The organism is Dactylosporangium vinaceum (genome assembly GCF_019904175.1).
GTDB classification, from domain to species: Bacteria; Actinomycetota; Actinomycetes; order Mycobacteriales; family Micromonosporaceae; genus Dactylosporangium; species Dactylosporangium vinaceum.
On record NZ_CP061913.1, the window covers coordinates 2,258,940 to 2,281,365 of the forward strand.

27 protein-coding genes are annotated in these 22,426 nt (G+C 72.6%); 8 read left to right on the forward strand and 19 right to left on the reverse strand.

The window, feature by feature from the left end; all coding sequences use genetic code 11:
* Positions 1-350: 350 nt before the first annotated feature.
* Positions 351-1,142 (forward strand): pentapeptide repeat-containing protein, encoded by a 792-nt coding sequence (locus Dvina_RS09790; RefSeq protein ID WP_223102136.1) that lies wholly within the window; start codon positions 351-353, stop codon positions 1,140-1,142.
* A gap of 20 nt (positions 1,143-1,162) precedes the next feature.
* On the opposite strand, the gene Dvina_RS09795 is transcribed toward Dvina_RS09790, so the two are convergent.
* Both Dvina_RS09795 and Dvina_RS09800 read right to left on the reverse strand, forming a co-directional pair.
* Positions 1,163-1,567 carry a RidA family protein gene (locus Dvina_RS09795; protein WP_223102137.1) on the reverse strand — a complete coding sequence of 135 codons (405 nt, stop codon included), beginning with the start codon at positions 1,565-1,567 and terminating at the stop codon, positions 1,163-1,165.
* Positions 1,568-1,570: 3 nt separating this feature from the next.
* Positions 1,571-1,972: an ester cyclase gene (locus Dvina_RS09800; RefSeq protein ID WP_223102138.1), complete on the reverse strand. Its 402-nt coding sequence runs from the start codon at positions 1,970-1,972 to the stop codon at positions 1,571-1,573.
* 36 nt (positions 1,973-2,008) lie between these two features.
* On the opposite strand from Dvina_RS09800, the gene mug reads away from it, so the two are divergent.
* Positions 2,009-2,584, forward strand: coding sequence for a G/U mismatch-specific DNA glycosylase (gene mug, locus Dvina_RS09805; protein ID WP_246656121.1), 576 nt, complete (start codon positions 2,009-2,011; stop codon positions 2,582-2,584).
* Between the two features lie 516 nt (positions 2,585-3,100).
* On the opposite strand, the gene Dvina_RS09810 is transcribed toward mug, so the two are convergent.
* The 6 genes from Dvina_RS09810 to Dvina_RS09835 all read right to left on the reverse strand — a co-directional run bounded on the left by Dvina_RS09810 (position 3,101) and on the right by Dvina_RS09835 (position 9,204).
* The gene (locus Dvina_RS09810) at positions 3,101-3,418 is read right to left on the reverse strand and encodes a hypothetical protein (protein ID WP_223102145.1); all 318 of its coding nucleotides are present in this window, start codon (positions 3,416-3,418) and stop codon (positions 3,101-3,103) included.
* 488 nt (positions 3,419-3,906) lie between these two features.
* A complete protein-coding gene (locus tag Dvina_RS09815) occupies positions 3,907-5,061 on the reverse strand; it encodes an MFS transporter (RefSeq protein WP_223102146.1) in 1,155 nt (384 codons plus the stop codon).
* A 6-nt stretch (positions 5,062-5,067) separates the two neighbouring features.
* Entirely contained in the window at positions 5,068-6,075 is a 1,008-nt protein-coding gene (locus tag Dvina_RS09820; RefSeq protein WP_223102147.1) for a hypothetical protein, read from the reverse strand.
* 33 nt (positions 6,076-6,108) lie between these two features.
* Complete coding sequence (locus Dvina_RS09825) at positions 6,109-7,164, reverse strand: cytochrome d ubiquinol oxidase subunit II (RefSeq protein WP_223102148.1); 1,056 nt, start codon at positions 7,162-7,164, stop codon at positions 6,109-6,111.
* Positions 7,164-8,534: a cytochrome ubiquinol oxidase subunit I gene (locus tag Dvina_RS09830; protein WP_246656122.1), complete on the reverse strand. Its 1,371-nt coding sequence runs from the start codon at positions 8,532-8,534 to the stop codon at positions 7,164-7,166. Before Dvina_RS09830 ends, Dvina_RS09825 begins: the two co-directional genes overlap by 1 nt.
* Positions 8,535-8,652: 118 nt before the next feature.
* Positions 8,653-9,204 carry a hypothetical protein gene (locus Dvina_RS09835; RefSeq protein ID WP_223102149.1) on the reverse strand — a complete coding sequence of 184 codons (552 nt, stop codon included), beginning with the start codon at positions 9,202-9,204 and terminating at the stop codon, positions 8,653-8,655.
* 91 nt (positions 9,205-9,295) lie between these two features.
* On the opposite strand from Dvina_RS09835, the gene Dvina_RS09840 reads away from it, so the two are divergent.
* A complete protein-coding gene (locus Dvina_RS09840; protein WP_223102150.1) occupies positions 9,296-10,708 on the forward strand; it encodes a hypothetical protein in 1,413 nt (470 codons plus the stop codon).
* Here the strand turns inward: Dvina_RS09840 and Dvina_RS09845 are convergent.
* The 4 genes from Dvina_RS09845 to Dvina_RS09860 are packed head-to-tail and all read right to left on the reverse strand — an operon-like array spanning position 10,705 to position 12,929.
* Entirely contained in the window at positions 10,705-11,064 is a 360-nt protein-coding gene (locus Dvina_RS09845) for a DoxX family protein (protein WP_246656123.1), read from the reverse strand. The genes Dvina_RS09840 and Dvina_RS09845 overlap by 4 nt on opposite strands.
* Positions 11,061-12,071: an NADP-dependent oxidoreductase gene (locus tag Dvina_RS09850; RefSeq protein WP_223102151.1), complete on the reverse strand. Its 1,011-nt coding sequence runs from the start codon at positions 12,069-12,071 to the stop codon at positions 11,061-11,063. Before Dvina_RS09850 ends, Dvina_RS09845 begins: the two co-directional genes overlap by 4 nt.
* Positions 12,068-12,493 (reverse strand): organic hydroperoxide resistance protein, encoded by a 426-nt coding sequence (locus Dvina_RS09855; protein ID WP_223102152.1) that lies wholly within the window; start codon positions 12,491-12,493, stop codon positions 12,068-12,070. Before Dvina_RS09855 ends, Dvina_RS09850 begins: the two co-directional genes overlap by 4 nt.
* Positions 12,471-12,929: a MarR family winged helix-turn-helix transcriptional regulator gene (locus Dvina_RS09860; protein ID WP_223102153.1), complete on the reverse strand. Its 459-nt coding sequence runs from the start codon at positions 12,927-12,929 to the stop codon at positions 12,471-12,473. The genes Dvina_RS09855 and Dvina_RS09860 overlap by 23 nt, the downstream gene beginning before the upstream one ends.
* A 63-nt stretch (positions 12,930-12,992) precedes the next feature.
* On the opposite strand from Dvina_RS09860, the gene Dvina_RS09865 reads away from it, so the two are divergent.
* On the forward strand, positions 12,993-13,568 hold the full coding sequence (locus Dvina_RS09865) for a DUF998 domain-containing protein (RefSeq protein WP_223102154.1): 576 nt from the start codon (positions 12,993-12,995) through the stop codon (positions 13,566-13,568).
* Positions 13,569-13,712: 144 nt separating this feature from the next.
* Here Dvina_RS09865 and Dvina_RS09870 read toward each other — a convergent pair whose 3' ends face one another.
* A complete protein-coding gene (locus tag Dvina_RS09870) occupies positions 13,713-15,272 on the reverse strand; it encodes a GMC family oxidoreductase (RefSeq protein WP_223102155.1) in 1,560 nt (519 codons plus the stop codon).
* A 32-nt stretch (positions 15,273-15,304) separates the two neighbouring features.
* Positions 15,305-16,138 (reverse strand): RNA polymerase sigma factor SigJ, encoded by an 834-nt coding sequence (gene sigJ, locus Dvina_RS09875; RefSeq protein WP_246656124.1) that lies wholly within the window; start codon positions 16,136-16,138, stop codon positions 15,305-15,307.
* 81 nt (positions 16,139-16,219) lie between these two features.
* On the opposite strand from sigJ, the gene Dvina_RS09880 reads away from it, so the two are divergent.
* Complete coding sequence (locus Dvina_RS09880) at positions 16,220-16,687, forward strand: hypothetical protein (protein WP_223102156.1); 468 nt, start codon at positions 16,220-16,222, stop codon at positions 16,685-16,687.
* 249 nt (positions 16,688-16,936) lie between these two features.
* On the opposite strand, the gene Dvina_RS09885 is transcribed toward Dvina_RS09880, so the two are convergent.
* Both Dvina_RS09885 and Dvina_RS09890 read right to left on the reverse strand, forming a co-directional pair.
* Positions 16,937-17,311 (reverse strand): hypothetical protein, encoded by a 375-nt coding sequence (locus Dvina_RS09885; RefSeq protein WP_223102157.1) that lies wholly within the window; start codon positions 17,309-17,311, stop codon positions 16,937-16,939.
* Between the two features lie 150 nt (positions 17,312-17,461).
* A complete protein-coding gene (locus Dvina_RS09890) occupies positions 17,462-17,671 on the reverse strand; it encodes a hypothetical protein (RefSeq protein ID WP_246656125.1) in 210 nt (69 codons plus the stop codon).
* 210 nt (positions 17,672-17,881) lie between these two features.
* Between Dvina_RS09890 and Dvina_RS09895 the strand changes: the two genes are divergently transcribed.
* Entirely contained in the window at positions 17,882-18,298 is a 417-nt protein-coding gene (locus Dvina_RS09895; protein WP_223102159.1) for a hypothetical protein, read from the forward strand.
* A 49-nt stretch (positions 18,299-18,347) separates the two neighbouring features.
* Positions 18,348-18,713: a VOC family protein gene (locus Dvina_RS09900; protein ID WP_223102160.1), complete on the forward strand. Its 366-nt coding sequence runs from the start codon at positions 18,348-18,350 to the stop codon at positions 18,711-18,713.
* A gap of 575 nt (positions 18,714-19,288) precedes the next feature.
* Here Dvina_RS09900 and Dvina_RS09905 read toward each other — a convergent pair.
* Positions 19,289-20,485 carry a hypothetical protein gene (locus Dvina_RS09905; protein WP_223102161.1) on the reverse strand — a complete coding sequence of 399 codons (1,197 nt, stop codon included), beginning with the start codon at positions 20,483-20,485 and terminating at the stop codon, positions 19,289-19,291.
* Between the two features lie 136 nt (positions 20,486-20,621).
* The gene (locus Dvina_RS09910) at positions 20,622-21,038 is read right to left on the reverse strand and encodes a WapI family immunity protein (protein ID WP_223102162.1); all 417 of its coding nucleotides are present in this window, start codon (positions 21,036-21,038) and stop codon (positions 20,622-20,624) included.
* A gap of 63 nt (positions 21,039-21,101) precedes the next feature.
* On the opposite strand from Dvina_RS09910, the gene Dvina_RS09915 reads away from it, so the two are divergent.
* Positions 21,102-21,530, forward strand: a complete 429-nt coding sequence (locus Dvina_RS09915) for a cupin domain-containing protein (protein ID WP_223102163.1) — start codon at positions 21,102-21,104, stop codon at positions 21,528-21,530.
* Here Dvina_RS09915 and Dvina_RS09920 read toward each other — a convergent pair whose 3' ends face one another.
* Positions 21,531-22,205, reverse strand: a complete 675-nt coding sequence (locus tag Dvina_RS09920; RefSeq protein ID WP_223102164.1) for a C40 family peptidase — start codon at positions 22,203-22,205, stop codon at positions 21,531-21,533.
* Positions 22,206-22,426: the final 221 nt, after the last annotated feature.

A 22,426-nucleotide genomic window follows, 5' to 3' on the forward strand; every position in this document is an offset into this window, starting at 1 on the left:
TGCGCGGCCGGCTTGTCGGGCGTTGCGTGGGCGGTGTCGCGCGAGGTGCGGTGCGCGGGGCCGCGCGGGCGTGACGTGCTGCCGCGGGCGTGGCGCGGCATGGTGCTGGCGGGTCGTGGCTCGGCGCTGCCCTGCCTGGTGCGCGGCCGTGGCTCGGCTGGTGGGCTGCGTGGTGCGTGGGTCGTGGTGCGGCGGCGGGCTGCGTGGTGCAGCGGGCGTGGCTTGGCGGTGGGGTGCGGTGTGTTGCCCGGGGGTCTGGGCGGGCGGGTGCGGTAGTGGGCGGGTTGGGGCCCCAAGTTGGGGGCGGCCCGATGTGACGCTTAGTCACTCCAGTCACTAATGTCACACCCATGGCCTTGCCCGCGGTCCCCAATCAGCCGTCGCCCTCCGGCGCGGTCCCGCCCCGTCAGACCCCGCGGCATGCGGCGCCCAGCCAGACGTTTTCCGCCGGCACCTTCGCGACAGGTGCCTTTCCGACGCTCTCCCCGGCCCGCCCCGGCCCGGCCCGGCCGCGCCCACCCAAGGCGCTGACGCTCGGCACGGTGGAGGAGGACGACCTGCGCGACGACGCCGCGTATCAGGCCATCGGCTTCTACGACCTGGCCCTGACCGGGCGCAGTGCGAAGTCGGCGCAGTTCGTGCAGTGCCGGTTCAACCGCACCGACATCACCGGCACCGCCCTGTCCGGCGCGATCCTCACCGACTGCCTGCTGGAGCGCACGACCCTGGACCACGTCCACGCCGACCACTCCGTCCTGCACCGCGTCACGCTGCGCGACTGCGGCCTGGCCGGGCTGCAGTGGCTGGGTGGGACGCTGCGGGACGTGACGGTCCGCGACTGCCGGGCCGAGCGCAGCGTGTTTCGCGACGCCCAGCTGCACTCGGTGTTCTTCACCTCGACCGACCTGGTCGGCGCCGACTTCACCGACGCCGACCTGACCGGGGCCACGTTCAGCGGCTGCGACCTGTCCGACGCGGTCTTCACCGGCGCCCACGCGGCCGGTGCCCGCTTCGAGTCGTGCACCATGGCCGGCGCCGCCGGCATCGAGGGCCTGGCCGGCGCCACGATCGCCGGCGCGGACGCGGACGAGCTGCTGTCCCTCTTCGCCACGGCCCTGGCGATCACTCTCACGGATGACTGACGTCTATCCGACGATTGCCGCTACCCGGGCCACCCGAGGTTGGGGCGCTTCCGCGCGGTCACCTCGATCTCGATCTTCATGCGCGGGTCGGAGAGGCCGCACACCTGCATGGTGGCCGCCGGGCGTACGTCGCCCATCCAGCGCTGCAGCACCGGGAAGCACGGCTCGAAGTCGGCCGCGTCCGGGAGCAGGTAGCGGACCCGCACCACGTCGGCCGGGGCCGCACCCGCCTGCTTGAGTGCGGCGTCGATGTTGCGCCAGCACTGCTCGGCCTGCGCCACCACGTCGTCCGCGATCGTCATCGCCGCGTAGTCGAAGCCGGTCGTCCCGGACACGTGGACCCAGTCGCCGTCGACGACCGCGCGGGAGTACCCGATCTCCCGCTCGAACGTCGACCCGCTCGAAATCAACCGCCGTTCGTTCATACCTCAGACGCTAGACGGCAGCTGTCCCAGCTGGCGCATGAGATCCACATCATCACTCATCACCCAGATGTCGGTGATGCGGCCGTCGCGCACGGTCAGGATGTCGTTGACCCGGATTTTCAGCCGCTTGCCGGTCGCCTCCGCGCGTCCGAGCGGCGTCTCATAGGGCCCGACGTGCCGCACGTGCATGTAGAACCCGATGACGATCTGGTCGCCGGTCTCGATCCGGTGCACCAGCTCGGTCCGGCGGTCCGCGAACGCCGCCTGCAGCCCGCGCGCCCGCGCGGCGAGCTCCTCCGCGGTGACGGGCACCCCGTTCACCGGGACGGGGTCGGCGTAGTACTTGCGGAAGTCCGCCGCTTCACTCGGCTGGTCCCAGAGCGCCAGCACTGCATCGAGGTCCATGGCTCAATGGTGCCGGGCACCGATCGGGTTCCAGGCATGCTTGTCGACATGCCGTCCACCTTCACCAGAGATGAACTGCTGGCCGCGGCCGGCCGTCTATTACCGGATGTGCTCGTGCCCGGGCTCGACGTCCTGCTCTGCGGCATCAACCCGGGCCTGTGGTCGGCCGCCACCGGGCACCACTTCGCCCGCCCCGGCAACCGCTTCTGGCCGGCCCTGCACCGCTCGGGCTTCACACCGCGGCAGCTTCGCCCCGACGAGCAGGACCTCCTGCCGACGTGGGGCCTCGGCATCACGAACCTGGCCGCTCGCGCCACCGCCCGCGCCGACGAGCTGACTCGCGCGGAGCTCACCGAGGGCGCGGCGATCCTGCGGGCGAAGGTGGCCGACTACGCCCCGAGGTGGCTGGCCGTCCTGGGCGTCACCGCGTACCGGACCGCGTTCGGCATCCAGGGCGCCAAGGTCGGCCCGCAGGAGTCGACAGCCCTAGCGCCGACCCGCCTGTGGATCCTGCCGAACCCGAGCGGCCTCAACGCCCACTACCAGCTCGCCGACCTGGCCGAGGAGTTCGGACGCCTACGCGAGGCCAGCGGCGCCGGCCAACGGGGCTGACAAGGCCGACCACCGAAGCTGACGAGGCCTGGCACCGGCGTAGGACAAGCGCAGCTGGCCACAAGCCTGGCTGTCGCGAGCGCGGCTGCCACGAGGGCGGCTGTCACGAGGCGGCCGGTCGCAAGGGCGGCTGGCCACAAGCCTGGCTGTCACGAGCGCGGCTGTCACGAGCGCGGCTGCCATGAGGGCGGCTGCCACGAGGGCGGCTGGTCGCAAGGGCGGCTGGTCGCAAGGGCGGTTGGTCACGAGCGCGGCTGGTCACAGGGGCGGCTGGTTACTGACCCGGCGGTTGAAGCTGACCAGGCCGGCTCTCCGCGCGAGGCGGGTGGACGGCCACGGTCACGGCGGGCGAAGGCGGAGCGTCGCGACGGCTGCATGAGGGGCGGAGGGGCGGCGTGGCGGAGGGCTGCGTGGCGGAGGGGTGTGGGTGGCGGAGAGGCGGCGTGGCGGAGGGCGGCGTGGCGGAGGGGTGTGGGTGGCGGAGAGGCGGCGCGGCGGAGGGGTGTGGGTGGCGGGTCAGGTGAGTTCGGCGGGTGGCTCGTAGCGGGAGGCGCGCTCGGCCAGGAGTTGGCCGAAGACGCCGCTCGGGCGGGCGCAGTCGGCGCAGACGAAGTTGTCGTCCAGGCGCGGGCTGCCGCAGTGGTCGCAGGTGCCTCGGTCGCGGGGATCCTGGTAGCGCAGCAGGGCCTCGGTCAGGGCCCTGACGACCGGCGCGCGCAGGGCGATGACCTGCTCGCCGACCCGCACCTCGGCCACCGCGGGCCCGGGTGCGGGGTCGAACACGTCGAGCCGATCGTTGAACTCCCGCAGCGCCCGTGCGACAGCATCGTTCATACCTGCACCCTAGAAGCCCGGCCGCCCCGCGCCGACCCCGGGACCGCGCGGATGGCAACCGGCCGACCCCGCCACGCACCACGACCCGCGGGGGCGGCAGCGACGAGAGCCGGCCGCGCGGGTGCGGCGAGCGCCCAGCACCGCGGCAGTGAAAGCAGGTCGCGGGGGCGTTCGGCTCCGCGGTGGTAGAGGCCGGTCACACGGAGGCGCGAGCGTCCGCTGTTGCGCTGGTGAAAGCCGGTCGCGCGGGGGGCGAGCATGGCGGTCGTGAGGGCAGTCGCGCGGGGGCGAGCGCCGCGGTTGTGAGGGCGGTCGCGCGGGGGCGAGCATCGCGGTTGTGAGGGCAGTCGCGCGGGGGCGAGCGCCGCGGTTGTGAGGGCGGTCGCGCGGGGGCGCGCATCGCGGTTGTGAGGGCGGTCGCGCGGGGGTGTGCGCCGCGGTTGTGAGGGCGGTCGCGCGGGGGGCGTGTGCTGCCGTCGCGCGGGCGGTCACGGGTGGGCGGGCACCTCGGCGGCGGTGCGGGTGGCCAGCACCGGGGCCAGCAGCGCGATCGCCAGCGGTAGCACGGCCAGGCCGAGCAGCGCGTGGCCCAGGCCCGTCACGTCCGCGAGGGCGCCGATGAGCGGCGGGCCGACCAGGATGGAGCCGTATCCGATGCTCGTCACCACGGCGATCGCCGCCGCGGGCCGGCCGGTCTCGCCCGCCGCACTGATCGCGGCCGGAAAGACCAGGCAGATGCCCAGACCCCAGAAGATCGCGCCGGTGTACGTCACGAGCGTCCACGGTGCCAGCACCGTCGCGAGCACCCCGGCCAGGCCCGCCAGCGCCCCGAGGCGGACGGCGGCGGCCCGGCCCAGGCGGGCGACGGCGGTGCTGCCGGCGAACCGGCCAGCGGTCATCGCGGCGGCGAACGCGGTGTAGCCGATCGCGGCGTCGGCCTGGCTGAAGTGGCGGCCGGTGTCGAGGTACAGCGCGAGCCAGTCGCCCGCTGCGCCCTCGGCCACGGTGGCGCAGAACGTGACGAGGCCGATGACCAGGATGACGCGGCTCGCTCGGAAGCGCGGGCGCTCGCCGGGGCCGGGCTCGGCGGTACCCACGCGCTCGTCCAGATAGAGGGTGAGCCCGGCCAGCGTCACGGCGAGGGAGGCCAGCGCGGCCATCGCGAGATGGGTCGCGACGTCCAGGCCCGTCCGGGCGGCCAGGGAGCCGGCCGCGGCGCCGCCGATCGAGCCGAGGCTCCAGCAGGCGTGGTACCGCGGCATCCACTCGCGGCCGGCCTGCCGGTCGACGTGGCTGCCCTGCACGTTCATCGCCACGTCCCAGGAGCCGTAGGCCAGCCCCAGCAGGAACAGCGCCCCGGTGAGCGTCAGGAGATCCCCGGCCAGGCCGACCGCGCTCAGCGCGACGGTGGCGACGATCGCGGTGGCGGCGACCCAGGTGCGGCTGCCGAGGCGGCGGCAGGCGATCCCGGTGAGCGGCATCGAGACGAGTGAGCCGATGCCGAGCGCGAGGAGGGCCCGGCCGAGCTCACCGTTGGTGATCCCGAGCCGCTCGACGACCGCCGGGATCCGCGCGACCCAGCCGCCCACGACGGCGCCGCTCGCGGTGAACACGAGGGCCGTGCCGAGCGCGGCCTTGTGCACGCGTGGTCAGTACTCGTCGGGGCGGCGGAAGATGACTGTCTGGTCGGCGCCGCCGGGCGCGCCGTTCGGGGTGGCCCCCGGCTGGATGACCTGCGTCGGGCCGCTGGGCTGGCCGCCGAGGTCGTGGTGGCCGGCCGGGCCGCCGCCGAAGTTCGGGTTGATCATCTGGGTGGCGGCCGACGGGTTGCCGTAGGTCGCCGGCTGCGGGGAGCCGTAGGTCGTCGGCGCGGACGGCGGCGGGTTGTACGCGGGGAAGCCGCCGGCCGGGGCCGGCACGACCGGGTGCATGCCCGTGTCCGGCTCGTTGCGATCCTTGCGGCGGAAGTAGAAGAGGCTGCCGATCAGGCCCAGCGCGCCGACGATCGCGATGATGCCGACCCAGAGGCCCAGGCCCATCCCGCCGCCGCTGCCGCTCGTCCGCTCGGTCGCGGGCTCGGACGCCTGCGGGACCGCGACCCCGCCCCCGTCCGCCGGCGGGGCGAACGTCTCGTCGCCGGCGAGCGTCGGCTGGTCGGACGCGTTCGCCGACGACGTCTTGGTCGGCTTGACCGACTTGGTGGCCGTGGGCGACGCGCTCGGAGCGCCGGTGGCCCTCAGCGTGAAGTTCTCGGTGTTGCCGCCCTGGACGCCGATCCGCCCGGCCGCCTGGCCGCCGGTCTTGATGGTCATCACGATCGCGCCGCCGGCCGACTTGTCCGGGGCCAGGGTGCCGTTGGCCCGGCAGCTCGCGGTCCGGCCGCCGCCGCCGATGTTGCAGCCGGGGTTGTCGCCCGCCTCCATCACCGCGTTGGGCGGGGTCTGGACCCCGATGACGACGGTGGCCGGCTGCTTCGCGTTGTTCTTCACGGTGAAGCGCAGCTGGACCTTGTCGCCGGCCTTGCCCTGGACGGCGTTGTCGGCCTTGAGCTCGAGCGGGTCGGCGGCCCAGGCGGGGGCCGCGGACACCGCGAGCAGGCCGATGCCGAAGGCCGCGACGACACCCGCCGCCGCGCTCCAGCGCTGAAACCTCCACACGTTACCCATAGCTTTGGCGGACACTAGCAGCATTCACGAACGATCGCCGCCCACCGGGCTGGTGGACGAATCGCTCAGACTACGTGTTTCGGACATAGGTGCTGTCTGAAACAGGCGAAACAGCCACCACAGCGACGGTGTCAGAATGACGGCACCCGCGAGGACGGCCCACAGCGTGGCCCGCATCACGGCCGGCGCCGCCGCGGTGCCCGCGACGGTGGTCGACGGTGGCAGCAGATAGGGGTACTGCGCGGCCGCCCACCCCCACAGCACGGCCGCGACGGCCAGGCCGGCGGTGACGCGGACGGCGACGTAGCGGCCCGCGGCGAGCAGCGCGATCGAGGCCAGCCCGGCCAGCACCGACACGACGATCAGCGCGCCCGGCACCGGCCGCCAGAGCCGTTCGGCGAGCCAGCCGGCGTCCAGCTCGACGGCGACCAGGCCGACCGCCGCGAGTACCCCCGCGCCCGCGCCCGCCCACAGGGCTCGGCGACGCATGGGGGGTACCAGATCCGGCTCGTGGTTCTTGGCATCCTGGCACAGGAATACCGCGGCGAGATAAGCGCACACGGTGACCGCGAGGACACCCGTGGCGACCGAAGTCGGGTTCCACCACGCGGTGAGCAGGTCACCCCGGCCCGCGGTCCACGGCGGCACCCGCGCGGACGCGATGCCACCGGCCACGGCGCCGAGGAAGAACGGCGTGACGAGCGACGAGAAGGCGAAGAGCGCACCGAAGATCCGCTGCTGCGTGAGCGTGGTGCTGGTCTTGCGGAAGGCGAAGCCGGCGCCGCGGCCGATGATGCCGAGGGCGGCCCCGGTGAGCGGGATGTACATGGTCGCGGCCACGCCGGCGAACACGGCCGGGAAGCCGGTCCAGAGCAGCACCACGGCGAAGATCAGCCAGACGTGGTTGGCCTCCCAGACCGGGCCGATCGCGTGCTCGATCAGCTTGCGCGTCCGCGCGCCCGTGCGGGCGCCTCCGGCGAAGAGGTCCCAGAACCCGGCGCCGAAGTCGGCGCCGCCGAACAAAGCGTAGGCGGTGACGGCGGCGAAGAGCACGCCGAGGAGCGCGTCGGCGGCCGTCATCACGGCACCGGGAACGTGGCGACGTCGGACTCCTGGGGCGCGACGGGCACCGGGCGGTCCCTGGCCAGGCGGCGCAGGACGTACACGGTGGCGATCGTCATCAGGTAGTACACCAGCAGCAGCACGTAAAGACCGGTCCGCAGGCCCGGCGCCGTGTTCACCGCGTCGTGCGTGCGCAGGATCCCGTAGACGACCCACGGCTGGCGCCCGGTCTCGGTCGTGGTCCAGCCGGCCTCGAGGGCCAGGACGGCGGCGGGTCCGCACAGCGCGGCCGCGCGCAGGAACCACCTGTTGGTGAGCCAGCCGCGGCGCCGCCACCAGATGAAGCCGAAGATCGCCGCGACGCCGAGCATCGCGAAGCCGGCCGCGACCATGAGCTGGAACGACAGGTGGACGACGTTGACCGGCGGCTGCTGGTCGGCCGGCACCGTGTTCAGCCCGCGGATCTCCGCGTCGGGGTCCCAGTGGGCCAGCAGCGAGAGGCCGTTCGGGATCTCGATGGCGTAGCGCAGCTCCCCGTCGACAGCGACGCCGCCGAGGTGCAGCGGCGCGCCGCGCTCGGTCGCGTAGAGGCCCTCCATCGCGGCCAGCTTGACCGGCTGGTAGTCGGCGACGAAGTGCGCGGCCCAGTCGCCGACGCCGACCTGGACGGGCGCCATGACGGCGGCGACGGTGAAGGGCACCAGGAAGCCCAGCCGGTGGTACCTGTCCACGCGCCCGCGCAGCATCCCCACGGCGTAGACGGAGGCCATGCAGAAGCCGGTGACCATGAACGCGGCCACGATCATGTGCACGGACTGCGGCCCGGTCGCGCGGTTGAACATCGCGCCGAGCGGGTCGACCCCGGTGATCTTCCCGTCGACCAGGTCGAAGCCCTTCGGCTGGTTCATCCAGGCGTTCGCGCTGACGACACAGAACGTGCCGACGACCCCGGCCACCAGGATCGGCACCCCCGACCACAGGTGGACCCTCGGCGAGAGCCGGTCCCAGCCGTAGAGGTAGATGCCGAGGAATATCGCCTCCACGAAGAACGCGAAGCCCTCCAGGGTGAACGGAAGGCCGATCACCTGGCCGTAGGTGCCCATCAGGCCCGGCCAGAGCAGGCCCATCTCGAAGCTCAGGATGGTGCCGGAGACGGCTCCGACGGCGAACAGGACGCCCATGGCCCGGGCCCAGCGTCTGGCGAGGATCTTGTACTCGACCGAGCCGGTGCGGTACCCCCGCCACTCCATGAACAGGGTGATGGCGGGCATGGCGACCCCGAAGCTGGCGATGATGATGTGCCAGCCCAGCGACAGGGCCATCTGGGTGCGGGCGGCGGCGAAGTCACCGGGTGTGGCCGCCTCGGCGAAGAAGGACAACGGTTCCACATGCCCGTTCTATCCCCGTCCGGGCAGCTCAAGCCCGGCGGGACGTGTGAAAGCGGTGTTGAACACGTTCGGTTACTTTCGGCGGCTTATACGTGTAGCATGGCTACACGTACCATGCCTACATTTCAGCCGGTCCGCTGAACTGGGCCAGCCCCAGCAGCAGGAGCAGGACGACGAATCCGATGTAGACCAGCCGGCGCCGGCGGATGTTCTCGTACGCGTGCCACCAGGCGATTGCGGCCTCGGCCGCCGGGCCCGCGATGAAGGCTTTGCGGCGCGGGACGACGATCGGCGCCAGGCGGACCGCGGTGGAGACGTAGCGCTGGACCGCGCGCCGCTGGCCGGCGCCTTCCGGGGTGACGGTGATCTGCCGGTCGTCCTCGATGTGCTCCGCGTCCTCGGCCGCGTAGTAGCGTTCCGAGCGGCGGTGGAAGGTGCGGTCCAGGTAGTCGTCGGCCGCGCCGTCCTGGCCGAGCCGGGTGCGCTGCAGCTCCAGCCAGGGCCAGCGGGTGGCGACGTCGGTGAGCACGTCCACATACAGGTAGTCGGCGTCCTCGTCCCCGCCGACGACCCGCGACGAGTCCCGCCGCAGCGGCTCCAGGTGACGGCTGACGAACGCGACGTAGCCCGGCGGCGGCTCCGATGTCATCCGCATCACACCCACGCGCATGCCATCATCGTCGCGCTGCCGCCGTTGTTTTGGGAACGCCCCGGCTTCGGCAAATACGGCGGTGTTGCGCGCGGGTGCGATGATCGGCCCCGTGGGCTCCGCGTTACCCGTCGGCCGGGAGGTCCTCATCCCCGGCGAGCTGTCGGTCGCCATCGACGAGGGTGGCATCCGCACGGCCTCCGGCATGCTGCCCGCGCTGCTGTACACGACGAACGGCCTCGAGCGGCACGGCCAGCGCGAGATGGTCTTCGCGATCGCCCGCACCGGCGCGCCCGCGCCCGGCTTCCCGCTCACCATGGCCCGCACGGTGCACCGCTTCGCCGCCGAGGGCCGCCTGGTCGACGCGGGCGACGTGAGCGTCTTCGGCCGGCCCGGGGTCGACATCGACGAGCGGGTCACCGGATTCGTGTACGCCGACCCGCCGGCCGCCCTGCCGTCCACAGTGGAGCTCGCCCGCCCGCCGCTCATCGCCCTGCCCCTGCTGGGCGGGGAGACGGCAGTGGTCCAGCGCTTCGGCCACGCCCGGGTGCTGGCGCTGCTCGGTGCGCAGGAGCGGTACTACCCGCACCCGTGGTGGTTTCGCCCCGGCCGCGCCGCGGTCCTGGACGACGCCGAGTTCCGGGCTGCGACGATGCTCTCCCGCGCGCCCGCCTACAACCTGCCGTTCCTGCACGTCGTGCACGACGGCGACCGGCTCGAGCTCTCCGTCTCGCCCGACGAGCTGCCCGCGCTGCGCGAGGCCATGCGGGAGGCGCCGGAGGTGTGCGCGTACCTGCCGGGCCTGGCCGGGACCCCGAAGACGTACGTGTGGTCGCCCGGCCAGTCCGGTCCGGCCGCGATCGTCGCCCCCGGCGGCGAACGCGCGACCCGGCTCGCCTGCAACTTTCTGCTGATCGTGCGCGGCGACGGCCAGCCGACGGCCCGTCAGGTCGAGGACGGTTTCGCGGTACTGCTGACCGGCGCCATGCACGCCCGTCTCCTGCAGGCGGTGGAGGCCGGCCGTCCGGTGGAGATCGGCCTGCCGGACGGCGCGGTCCGCTCGCTGGCGTTCCGGGTCGGCGCGGACGCGACCTCCCTGGCCGACGTCAACGCCCTGCCGCCGACCATGCTCTCCGGGGTACCGGCCGCCACCACCATGCCCGCGCCCGCGCCCGCCGCGCCCACCCCCGCCGCCCCGCCGCACGGGCGGATCGTGCTGCTGACGAGCGAGGAGCAGCTGCGGCAGGCCACGACACCGTCGGAGCTGAGCGACTTCCTGGACCGCGCCCGCCGCGTGGTGGAGGGCCTCTTCGCGGGCGTGCGCCACCACACCGAGGAGCTGATGGTCGAGTTCCGGCTGGCCCCGAACCGCCCGGTCCGGGTCCGCATCATGGCCCGCCCCATCGCGCCGCCCCGGGAACTGCTGGTGGTCCTGGAGCGGCAACTCCAGGCCCTCCCGCCCCCGACGATCCACTACACCGAGGTGGCGTTCCAGCTCCACCTGCCGATCGGGGGCTCGGCCTAGCGGCGGGCGGCCCTCAGGGCCCACCACACCAGGGGTACCTGGAGCGGCAGCCGTCCCCACGCGACAGCGCGCCGCGCGGGTGTGGCGTCGCGCCAGTCGACGGCCATCTGCACGTTCGCCGGGAAGACGGCCACGAAGAACCCGGCCGCCGCCAGCGCCGCCCCCCTTCGGGTCCGCGGGTGCGCCAGCCCCGCGGCCAGGGCGAGCTCGCACGCCCCGCTGACGTACGTGTACGCCCGCGCCGGCCCCGGCAGCGACCGCGGCACGATGCTGTCGAACGGGCGCGGACGCGCGAGGTGCGCGACGCCGGCCACCCCCAGGAGGGCGGCCAGCGACAGCGCGGACCGGCTCGTCAAGACGAGAGCCGGATGATCATCTTGCCGGTGTTGGCGCCCTTGAGCATGCCCAGGAACCCGTCCACGGCGTTCTCGATGCCGTCGACGAACGTCTCGTCGGCGCGCACCTTGCCGTCGCGCAGCCACTGCGCCATCTCCTCCATGAAGGCGTCCTTGCGCGACCAGTGGTCGAGCACCAGGAAGCCCTGCATGGTGAGCCGCTTGCTGATCAGCAGGCTCAGGTTGCGGATGCCCTTGGCGTCCGGGGTGTTGTACTGCGAGATCGCCCCGCAGATCGCGATCCGCCCGTGCAGGTTCATCCGGAACAGCGCCTCTTCCAGCTGCTCCCCGCCGACGTTGTCGAAGTACACGTCGATGCCGTCCGGAGCCAGCCGCTTCAGCTGCCCGCGGATGTCGCCGTCGCGGTAGTTGAAGGCCGCGTCGAAGCCGAGCTCCTTGGTCAGGTACTCCACTTTGGACGCCGACCCCGCGGAGCCGATCACCAGCCGGGCCCCGCGCAGGCGGGCGATCTGCCCGACGATCGACCCGACCGCGCCGGCCGCGCCCGAGACGAACACCGTCTCCTCGGGCTTCATGCGCGCGACGTCGAGCAGCCCCGCGTATGCGGTGAGCCCCGGCATCCCGAGCACCCCCAGATACGCCGAGGCCGGCGCGGCCGCGGTGTCGACGACCCGGACGTGCGCGGCGGGCAGCAGCGCGTACTCCCGCCAGCCCAGCCCGTGCAGCACGCTGTCGCCGACCTTGACCGACGGGTCCTGCGACGCGACGACGGTCCCGACCGCACCACCCTCCAGCGGCGCCCCGAGCTGGAACGGCGCGACGTACGACTTCACGTCGTTCATCCGCCCCCGCATCGCCGGGTCCACGGACATCACGTCGTTGCGCACCAGCACCTGCCCGGCCGCCGGTTCCGGCACCTCCTCGGTGCGCAGGTCGAAGTCGGACGGCGCCGGGAACCCGTCGGGCCGCGCGGCCAGATACCAGACGCGGTTGGTGGCGGCACTCACTTGGCGACCTCGATGTGCACGTCGATGTTGCCGCGGGTCGCGTTCGAATACGGGCACACCTGGTGCGCCGTGTCCGCCAGCTCCTGCGCCTGCGCCGCGTCGGCGGCCGGCAGCGTCACCGTGAGCCAGACCTCCAGCCCGAACCCGCCGGCGCCGTTCGGCCCGATCCCGACCCGGGCCTGCACCTGCGAGCCTTCGACGAGCGGCAGCGTGTTCTGGCGGCGGGCCACGCTGCGCAGGGCGCTGTGGAAACAGGCCGCGTACCCGGCCGCGAAGAGCTGCTCGGGGTTCGTCGCCTCCCCGCCGCCACCCATCTCCTTCGGCGTGCGAACGTCGAAGTCGAGGATCCCGTCCGAGCTGGTGACGTGGCCGTTGCGCCCGTCGCCGGTGGCGTTGACCTCAGCCGTGTACAGCACCTGCATCGATTTCTCCCTGTCGCTGGAGTGCGGCGGTGAGCCGCACGAGGGTGTCGCGGAGCTCTTCGAGCTCGCCTACGTCCAGGCCGCCGTCGCAGACCAGCCGGGCCGGGATGCCGGACGCCGGCGTGCGCAGCGCCTCACCCTGCTCGGTGAGCCGCACGGTGACCGAGCGCTCGTCGTCGGTGCGTCGCTCCCGCGCCACGAGGCCGGTGGCCTCGAGGCGCTTCAGCAGCGGCGACAGCGTGCTGGAGTCCAGCTGCAGCGCCGCGCCGAGGTCCTTCACTGTCCGCTCGTCGCGCTCCCAGAGCGCGAGTAGCACGAGATATTGCGGGTAGGTGAGCCCGAGCTTGTCGAGCAGCGGCCGATAACGCCCCGTCACCGCCCGCGTGGCGGTGTAGAGCGCGAAACAGACCTGCCGGTCCAGTGGGAGCACGTCCACACCAAGAGCCTATCGCACGATTAGATCGCGCACGACATAAAAAAACTGAGATACAAACAACCCATGCCGCGTCGGTACTGCCTGTGGTCCTCGATCGCCGCACCACTCCTGCTCATCGGCGGCTGGACGCTGGCGGCCGCCGTCCAGCCGGACGCCTTCAGCTCGACCCGCGACACCATCAGCGCCCTCGCCGCCCGCTCCGCCGACCACCGCTGGATCATGACGCTGGCCCTGGTCGGCGTGGGCGCCTGCCACCTGGTCACCGCCCGCGGCCTGCAGCCACTGGCCCTGCCGGCCCGCGTCATGCTCGGCGTGGGCGGCGCGGCAACAGTCCTGGTGGCCGCGTTCCCACTGCCCGCCTCCGGCCCGTCAGCCATGCACCAGAGCGCCGCGACGGTCGCCTTCGCCAGCCTGTCCCTGTGGCCCGCCCTGTGGCGCCAGCCCGGCAGCACCGCGGTCCGCCCACCGGCAACCGTCATGATCCCGGCCACCGCGATCCTGGCCGCCCTGGTCCTGCTCTTCACCGCCGCCCTGGCCACCGGGACCCTCGTCGGCCTGGCCGAGCGCGTGGCCGCCGGGGCCCAATCCCTCTGGCCCTTGGCGACGGTCCTCCTGCTGCGCCGCCCCGCCACCCGCTGACCCTCACACGCCACCACCCGCGCGTCGGCGCGTCGCGGTGCGGATCGTCTGCGCTTCCGCGCGTCGAGAACGCGTCGGGGGCGCCCGCGCGGCCGGGCGGTGCGTGGGCTGTGTGGGTGTGCTGATGGTGCTGGTGGTGGCGGTTCAGTTGGTGATCAGGGTGGCGGCTTTCTCGGCGATCATGTAGACGGGGGCCATGGTGTGGCCGCGGTTGATTGTCGGCATGACCGAGGCGTCGACCACGCGCAGGCCGGTGACGCCGTGGACGTTGAGGTCCGGGTCGACCACCGCGTCCTCGCCGGTGCCCATGCGGCAGGTGCCAACCGGGTGGTACAGGGTTTCCGAGTGCTCGCGGATCGACGTGGCCAGGGTGGTGTCGTCCGCGGGGCCGGTGTACGGGGGCATCGGCGGGCCGGCGTACGGCTTCATGGCTGTCGTGGCGGCCAGGCGCTCGGCCTGGCGCAGGCCCCACATGAGCATCTCCAGGTCGCCCGGGGTGCTCAGGTAGGCCGGTTCGATGATCGGGGGTTCGGCCGGGTTGGCGCTGGCGGGAGTGACGGTGCCGCGGCTCGTGGGCTGCAGGAGGACGGCGCCGATGGTCAGGCCGTGGCCCGGGGGGTCCACCTGGCCGTGCTCGATGAAGGGCACGGGGGCGAAGATGAGCTCGATGTCGGGCGGGCCGCCATTGCGGGACAGGAAGGCCACGGCCTCGGCCACGTTCGAGGAGAGCATGCCCTTGCGGGTCAGCAGGTAGCGGGCCACGTTGCCCAGGGACTCGGCGGCGACCATGGTGATCGGCTCCGGGCAGGTGAGCACCACGCCGGCGCTCAGGTGGTCCTGGAGGTTCGCGCCGACGCCGGGGAGCTCGATCAGCGGGTCGATGCCGGCCGCGCGGAGGCGGTCGGGGTCGCCGATGCCGGAGAGCTGCAGGATGTGGGGGGAGCCGACGGCGCCTGCGCAGAGGAGGACCTCGCGCTGGGCGGTGAGCTCCCTGACGGTACCGTCGGCGGCTCTGTATGAAACGCCTGTGACGCGCTTGACCTTGCCGGGGCCGGACAGGCGCAGGCGGTCGACGGTGGCGCCCGTGACGACCGTGAGGTTGGCGCGGCGCATGGCCGGGCGCAGGTAGGCGTCGGCGGCGCTGTGCCTCGCCCCGCGGCGCTGGGTGACAGGGGTCGGGGAGCAGCCGCTGTTGTCGGGGCCGTTGAGGTCGGGCGTCGCGCGGATGCCCGCTTCCGCGCACGCGGCCAGGAACGCGGCTGTGATCGGCGAGGGGCTGCGCAGCTCCTCGATGTGCAGCGGGCCGCCCGGGTGTGTGATGCGCTCGAAGTGGGGGAGGACCTCGTCATACGACCAGCCGGGCACGCCCCAGCCGTCGTAGTCGGCCGCGCAGCCACGGATCCACATCTGCGCGTTGATCGACGTCGAGCCGCCGAGCACGCGTCCGCGCGGCCAGAACAGCTCACGGCCGGCCAGCGCCGGCTGGGGCGCGGTCCGGAAGTTCCAGTCGTAGGCGGTGGTGAACAGCTTGCTGAACGCGGCCGGGATGCGGATCTCCCGCGCCTTGTCCGGCCCGCCGGCCTCCAGCAGCACCACGCGGTTGCCCGGGGCGGCGGACAGGCGGTTGGCCAGCACGCACCCGGCCGGACCGGCCCCGACGACGACGTAATCCGCGCTGTCCGGCGCGACGGTTGCAGCAGGCATGGCGGCGCCTCCTCGACGCCGACCCTACGCCGTTAGCGGTACCCGTCAATGCCCAAATGCTTTTCCGGGTTCGACACCAGATAGACGCCCGCGATCCGCCCCTCGGCCATCGAGATGCTGAGGGTGTACCGCACCCGCCCGCCCATCAGCCGCGCCGGCTCGCCGTTGATCTCCGCCGGGGCGTCGGTGAGCGTCCGGCCGGCGATGGCGACGAAGAACCGGATCGCCTTGTCCCGGCCGACGATCGGCTTGCGGGCCGCGCGGACGCGTCCGCCGCCGTCGCTCCACACCACGACATCCTCGTGCAGGAGCCGCTCGAGCCGCGCGAGGTCGCCCCGCCGGGCCGCGGCCAGGAAGCCGTCGAGCACCCGGGCCAGCTCCCCGGCATCGGCACTGAACCGCGCCTTGCCGTCCAGCGCCGCGACCGCGCGGTGGTACAACTGCCGGCAGTCCTCGGCCGAGCGCTCCAGAATCTGCCCGATCTCCTGGTACGGCAGCGCGAACGCGGTCTTCAGGACGTACACGGCCCGCTGGGGAGGGGTCAGGCGCTCCATGAGGTGCAGGACCGCGATCGAGAGGTCGGAGGTGTCGACCGCCCCGAACGGCGACGGGTCGGTGGACACCGGCTCCGGGAGCCACGTGCCGACGTACGACTCCCGCCGCACTTTCTGCTTGTGCAGTGTGTCGAGGGCCAATCGGGTCACGATGCGCGTGAGGTAGCGCCGGGGCTCCGCGACGTCCCCGCGGTCCTGCCCGCTCCATCGCAGGTACGCCTCCTGCAGCACGTCCTCGGCATCGTGGACGCTGCCGAGCATCCGGTACGCCAGCCCGAACAGCATCGGCCGCGACTCTTCAAAAGCGCTCACAAGCTGCACGATGGCTCCCGCGCGCCGGACGTGACAATCCCGGGTGTGGCCTTGACCACTGTGTTGTCTAGGGTCAGCCTCATGACCACGACCTGGCGCCACCTCCCGCCCGCCGCCCGCGCGATCGCCAACGCCGCCGTGGCCGCCGTGGAGGCCGCCCGATCGAAGGACGCGGAGGCGTACGACGAGGCCGTGGAGAAGCTGGCCGCGCTGGACTCCGAGCAGACCGGCCGCGTGCTGGGCGCCGTGGTGCGCACCCTGCTGGAGGAGCGCCACCCGGACGGCCTGGACGGCGACGACATCCGCGCGGCCCTGGAGCACGCGGTGCGCGCGGCCGCGACGTGGCGCGACGTGGACCCGCAGGTGATGGTCGTCCTGCTGGTGGGCGCGCTGGGCATCCACGAGACCGACGAGGAGGCCCCGCTGCCGCCCCGCGCGCTGGCCGAGCACGCGCCGCTGCTGATCGACGACCTGCTGGCCGAGCGCAGCTTCGCGGCGCTGCTGACGCGGGCCTTCGCCGAGATCGAGCGCGCCGAGATAAACGACTGACTCCCGCTGGCGGTGTCCGGCTTGTCCTCGGCCGGCCCGCGCTTGTGCCCAGCCGTCTCGCGCCTGTGTTCGGCCGTTCTCACGCTTTTGCTCGGCCCGCCTCACGCCTGCGCTGGGCCGTTCTCACGCCTGCGTTCGGCCGGTCTCGTGCTCGTGGTCGGCCGTCTCTTGCCTGTATTCGGCTGGTCTCGTGCTCGTGGTCGGCCGTCTCTTGCGTGTGCTCGGCCGTCTCGCGCCTGTGGGGGCGGGTCAGCGGAAGCCGTTGCGGAAGCGGCGGAAGAAGCCGCCTTCCTGGGGGAGGGGCGGGGCGGCCGGTGGGGCAGTGGCGCGCTGGCGGGCGATCGGGCGGTCGTAGTCGGTCCGGGCGATGGCGTCCACGACCTGGTCCTCGGTGAAGTGCTCGGAGCCCTCGATCATCGGCACGAAGCCGACCAGGATGCCGTCGCGCATGACCTGGGCCTCCAGGCCCGCGGTGCCGTCGGTGTCCCAGACGGCCAAGCGGCCGTCGAAGAGCTGGACCCGGACGCCGAACTGCGACAGACCGGCCTTTGCCATTTCCAGATGGGCCGGCACGCCGCGTTGGCGGAGCGCGTCGACGACCCTGCGCGCCTCGAACTCATCCATCCCGGAACATTAGCTCCAAATGCTGTGAGCTGGCTGAACGCGAAGCGCCCCCGGCCGTGTTCACGGAACTCGGCAGAGGGCGCAGATCGCGATCGTGACCCCGGCTCACCCGGCCGGCGATGGCCGGCGTCGATCGTGCAGGGGCTGCTCTTACTTGGACGGCTGCGGGAGATCGCAGTTGATCTTCGGGTTGACCCCGAGATAGTTCAACGGGCCCGCGATGATGGTGACCGCGATGGTGCCGGCCTTGGCGCAGTTCGCTTCGTCGCTGTCGAAATAGCCACGCTGGCCGGCCGCGACGATGCCGATGATCAGCCAGATGACGACAATAATTCCGCCGATCGAGGAACCCCGGCCCACAGCTGCCTCCTTGTCGATGAGATCGACGGATTGATACCCCCGGGCCATGCAGCGGCAAACAAGCCACCCGGTAGCGGCGTGATCACGAGCGTGACCTGGGTCGCAACCGGTGTCGGCTTGGCAGCAAAGGGGGAGTGCCGGGCAGCCGCGGGCGCCTAGCGTTGCCGGTGCATGTCTTACGACAATGAAAATTCAGGGAGCGCGGCAGATATGAGCGACGACTACACCAACTTCAGCACCGACCTCGACGGCAACGGCACCGAGGACCCAGCGGCGATCTACACCCTCGACGACGGCAGCAACGTGCTCGTCGGCGACCTGGACCACGACGGGCAGATGGACATCGCCGCCCTGGACAGCGACGGCGACGGAGTCTACGAGCAGGCGTACGACCCGGCCACCGGCACCGTGACGGACCTGACCGACGGCGCGGGCATCGACAGCTCGGGCACGGACGGCGGGGCGGACCCGGACTACAGCGCCGAGTACGACGGTGAGGGCGGCAACCTCGACGGCGACGTGGCGAGCGGGGCCGAGCCGAGCGGCGGCTACTACGACGCCGCCGCGGTGTCGGACATGATGGCGATGCAGCACGAGACGTCGATGGCGATCATCAACAACATCTGACGCGTGTTCCTGACATGAGGTGGCAGGAATAGCGGCCAGGATGGGGCTCATGACTGGATTCGCGAGCCTCATCATGGTCAACATCGACTGCGCCGAACCGCCGGTGCTCGCCACCTTCTACAGCGAGGTCCTGGGCTGGGACGTCACGCACAGCCAGGACGAGTACGCGATGATCAGCGACGGGGCTACCTCGATCGGCTTCGGCCAGCTGCCGGGCTACGCGGCGCCGACCTGGCCCGAGGGCCCGACGCCGAAGCAGTTCCACCTCGACTTCTACGTCGACGACCTGGCCGACGCCGAGGAGCGGGCGCTGAAGCTTGGCGCGACGAAGCCGGAGTTCCAGCCGGGCGGCGATCGGTACACGGTGCTGCTCGACCCGGCGGGCCACCCGTTCTGTGCGTGCCTGCGCTCGTAAAACGGTTATATCGTCTGACGGGGTATAAGTCCGATATGTCGTGGCGCGCCAGCGCCCGACATATCGGCCCGGGTTCGCGTTGGCCCGGGTTCGCGTTGGCCCGGGTTCGCGTTGGCCCGGGTTCGCGTTGGCCCGGAGTTTCGCGGCTTGCGTCGATCGCGCTCCGGCTCGCCGCGGCACGTATTGGCTGCGGCGCGGTTGCGGTGTGCGGTGACTGCGGCGCGGGGCGGGGCGGTTGCGGTGTGCAGCGGCTGCGGCGAGGGGCGGCTGCGGTGTGCGATGGCTGCAGGCGCGGGGCGGTGTGCGGTGGCTGCGGCGTGGAGTGGTTGTGGTTCGCGGTGGCCGTGCTGCGGGCTCGGCGGGGCGCAGGTTGGTGGTAGGCGTTGGCCGCACCTCGCGTTGGCCGCACCTTGCGTGGGCCAGGGTGCGTGCTGGCCGTGGCTGCGGCAACGCTCGTGCTGGTCACAGCCTCGCGCTGGCCAGGGTGGGCGCCGGTCACAAGCAGCGGCTCGGGGTTGGCCACGGCGTGCGGTGGTGGGAGTGCGGGGGTCTGGGCTATCTGGCGGGGGTCTGGGCTACTTGGTGAGGGAGGAGCCGGAGACGGATGGTGGGCGGGCGCCCAGGAAGAAGATGCCGGGGAAGCCGTCTGTCTCGAAGCCGGCGCTCGGGTTTTTGCGCAGTGTGGAGCTCTCGATCGACATGGTGCCGGTGCGGTCGTTGCTGACGAAGAAGACTGCGCCGCCGCCCTCGTTGGCCTTGTTCTGCTCGATCAGGGTGCCGGCCAGTTTGACGGTGAAGTTGTCGCCGTCGCAGTAGATCGCGCCGCCGCTGCCGCCGCCCGGGGTGCCGGCGCGGGCTGGGTTGGCGCCTCGGCCTACGGCCGTGTTGTAGGAGAAGATGCTGTTCAGGACCACCCAGGAGACCTGGATGCTGGACAGCGCCCCGCCGTTCGCGCAGACGCCGCCCTGGCCGGAGGAGCCGCCGAAGGTGCTGCCGACGATGTAGACGGGCTTGTTCTGGTACTGGCTGAGCACCCGTACCGCCGCGCCGCCCAGGTCGGGGCCGGTGTCGTCGCAGCGGTTGCGGACGAACTTGGCGTTGACCGCCTTGAACCGGCCGCCCCGCACGAAGACGGCGCCGCCGCCCCCGCCGTCCGTCTTGTCGCCCGTCGAGTTGCCGTCGGCGAGGACGATGTTCTGCACGGTCAGTGCCGGGGTGGCCTGGTCCTGGCAGTGGTCGGTGGTCCACTCCAGGTCCTTGTCGCAGGTGTTCTGGTACAGGATCCGGCGCTTGCCCTCACCGCTCAGCGTGACCTTGCCGCCGCCGTCGATGACGACCTTGGGCGAGCGGTTGCGGATCTTGGCGGTCTCCTTGACGACGATCGTGAGCGGGCTCGGGCCGCAGTTGAACGTGATCGTCCCGCCCGCCTTCACGGCCGCGACGAAGCGCTCCGAGGTGCAGCTGGCCGGCGTGCCGTCGCCGATCACCCAGGTCGGCTGGGCCACGCTCTCGGCCTTGGCCTCGGCCGGGACCGCCGCGTGCCCGTCGGGATTGCCGAAGGCGAACGACTGGGCCGCCTGTGCGGGACTCGAACCGCCGGGTGCGGCCCCCACGCTACCGGTGCCGCCGGGGTCGTCCGACGCCGCGTCCGAGGGCGCGGCCGCGGCGGACGCGAAATGGTCCCCGGGGTCCGTCGGCAGCGCCTCGTCGTCGCCGCACGCCGTGAGCCCGAGCACCGCCACCAGCAGGATCGCCCCGAACCGCGTTCGCATGCGGCGATGGTAGCGGTGCCTCGCGGTCGCCGGCTCCCTCCCCGGCCGCGGGCTGCGCCGACCCGCACCCCGGGCGGTGCGCACAGGGCCGCGGACGCGTCGTTGCGTGCGGCCGGCGAGGACTGCGCGCCGCTGCTCAGCGGCGGCGGCGCAGCTCGCGCTCCCAGTCGACGGCGGCCGCCTCCAGGGTCTCGGTGGTCAGGTCGAGGGTGACCGGGTAGTCGAACGTCACCGCCTGCTCGTCGCCCAGCCAGCCAGGTGCCGTGGCGCGGGAGAAGCCGACGACGATGCGGGGCTGGCCGACCTCGTGCTCGTCGAACGTGAACGACAGGTCCGCGAACGTCAGCCGCTCCTGCGGCTCGATGCGCCCCTTGGCCGCCTTGAGCAGCCAATCCCCGAGGCGCTTGGCCTCCTCGGCACTCAGCACCGGGCCGCGGAACCGCCAGGCGCGCCCGTCGAGCGTATCGACCGTACCCTCGACGAGCAGTGGTTGGTCGATCTGCTTGATCGCTCGTAACTCGACGTAGGCCCCGGTGCGCGTTTGCAGTCTCACGCGCCCAGCATTGCAAACGACACGTCGGGCCACACCACACGAAAGGCCGGATACGGTACCCCCATGAGACCGCAGTTGGCCGAAGAGCTGGACATGCAGCCCCATCCGGAGGGCGGCTGGTATCGCGAGACCTGGCGCTCCCCGCACACCTTCGCCCCGCCCGGCTATGCGGGCGAGCGCAGCGCCGCCACCGCGATCTACTTCCTGCTCAACCCGGGCGAGGAGTCGGCCTGGCACCTGGTGCGCTCCGACGAGCTGTGGTTCTGGCACTCCGGCGGCCCGCTGACACTGCGCCTGGGCGGCTCCGGCCCCCGCCCCGGCGCCGGCACCGAGATGGTTCTCGGTGCCGACGTGGCCGGGGGCCAGCGCCCGCAGATCCTGATCCCCGGCGGCGTCTGGCAGGCCGCCGTCCCCGCCGCCGACCAGCCGGTCCTGGTCAGCTGCGTGGTGGCACCGGGCTTCGACTTCGCCGACTTCCGGCTCGACGACTAGTCAGCCCACGACGCGCCGGGCGAACCGGAACGCGTAGATGGGCGAGATCTTCACGCCGTCGCGCTCGGTTGAGGCGTGGACGATCCGGCCGCCGCCGATGTAGATGCCCACGTGGCCCGAGGACGGGAAGACCAGGTCGCCGGGCTGGAGCTCGCCCCGCGACACCGGACGCCCCATCCCGGCCAGGCCGCCGGTCGAGCGGGGCAGCGAGATGCCCAGCCGGCGGAAGGCGGCGACGACCAGGCCCGAGCAGTCGTACCTGTCCGGCCCGGTCGAACCGAAGGAGTACCCCTTGCCGACCTGCGCCATCGCAAAGCCCACCACACCGCCGGAGTTGCCGGAGTAGACGGTGGTGGCGGGGCCGCCGGTGCTGCCGGTGCGCGTCCGCGCGGGCCTGCGGGTCGGTGGCCGGGCCGTCTGCGGGCGCACCGAGCGCTGGGACCGGGTCGCCGAGCGCGAGGCGCGGGTCGACGACTCCGCCCGGGCGGCCCGCGGCGGGGCGGCGGCCGGGGCCGGGGGTGGGGCGGCGGCGACCGGCGGCGGTGGTGCCGGCGGCTGCGGGATGCTCCGGGTCGCGGAGCGCAGTTCGAGGAGGCGGTCCGGTATCGCCTCGGCGGCGATCGCGGCGGATCCGGAGCCGTGGGCGGGCGCGGCGTGCGTCGTGTGGCCGCTCATGAGGGCACCGGTGAGGACGGTGCAGGCGATGGTGCAGACGGTCGTGGCCGCGGAGAGGCTGCGGCGCAGGTCGTAGCTGTACAGATGGGGCTCCCCGTTCGGCCCGGGGCACTCATGCGCTCTTCCGAAACAACACAGTCCGTCGCGGCGGCGGGCAATGCACCCGTCGCCGCGCCGGATCGGAAGACCCGGGCAAATGATCTGCTTGCCGAGAGCCAAAC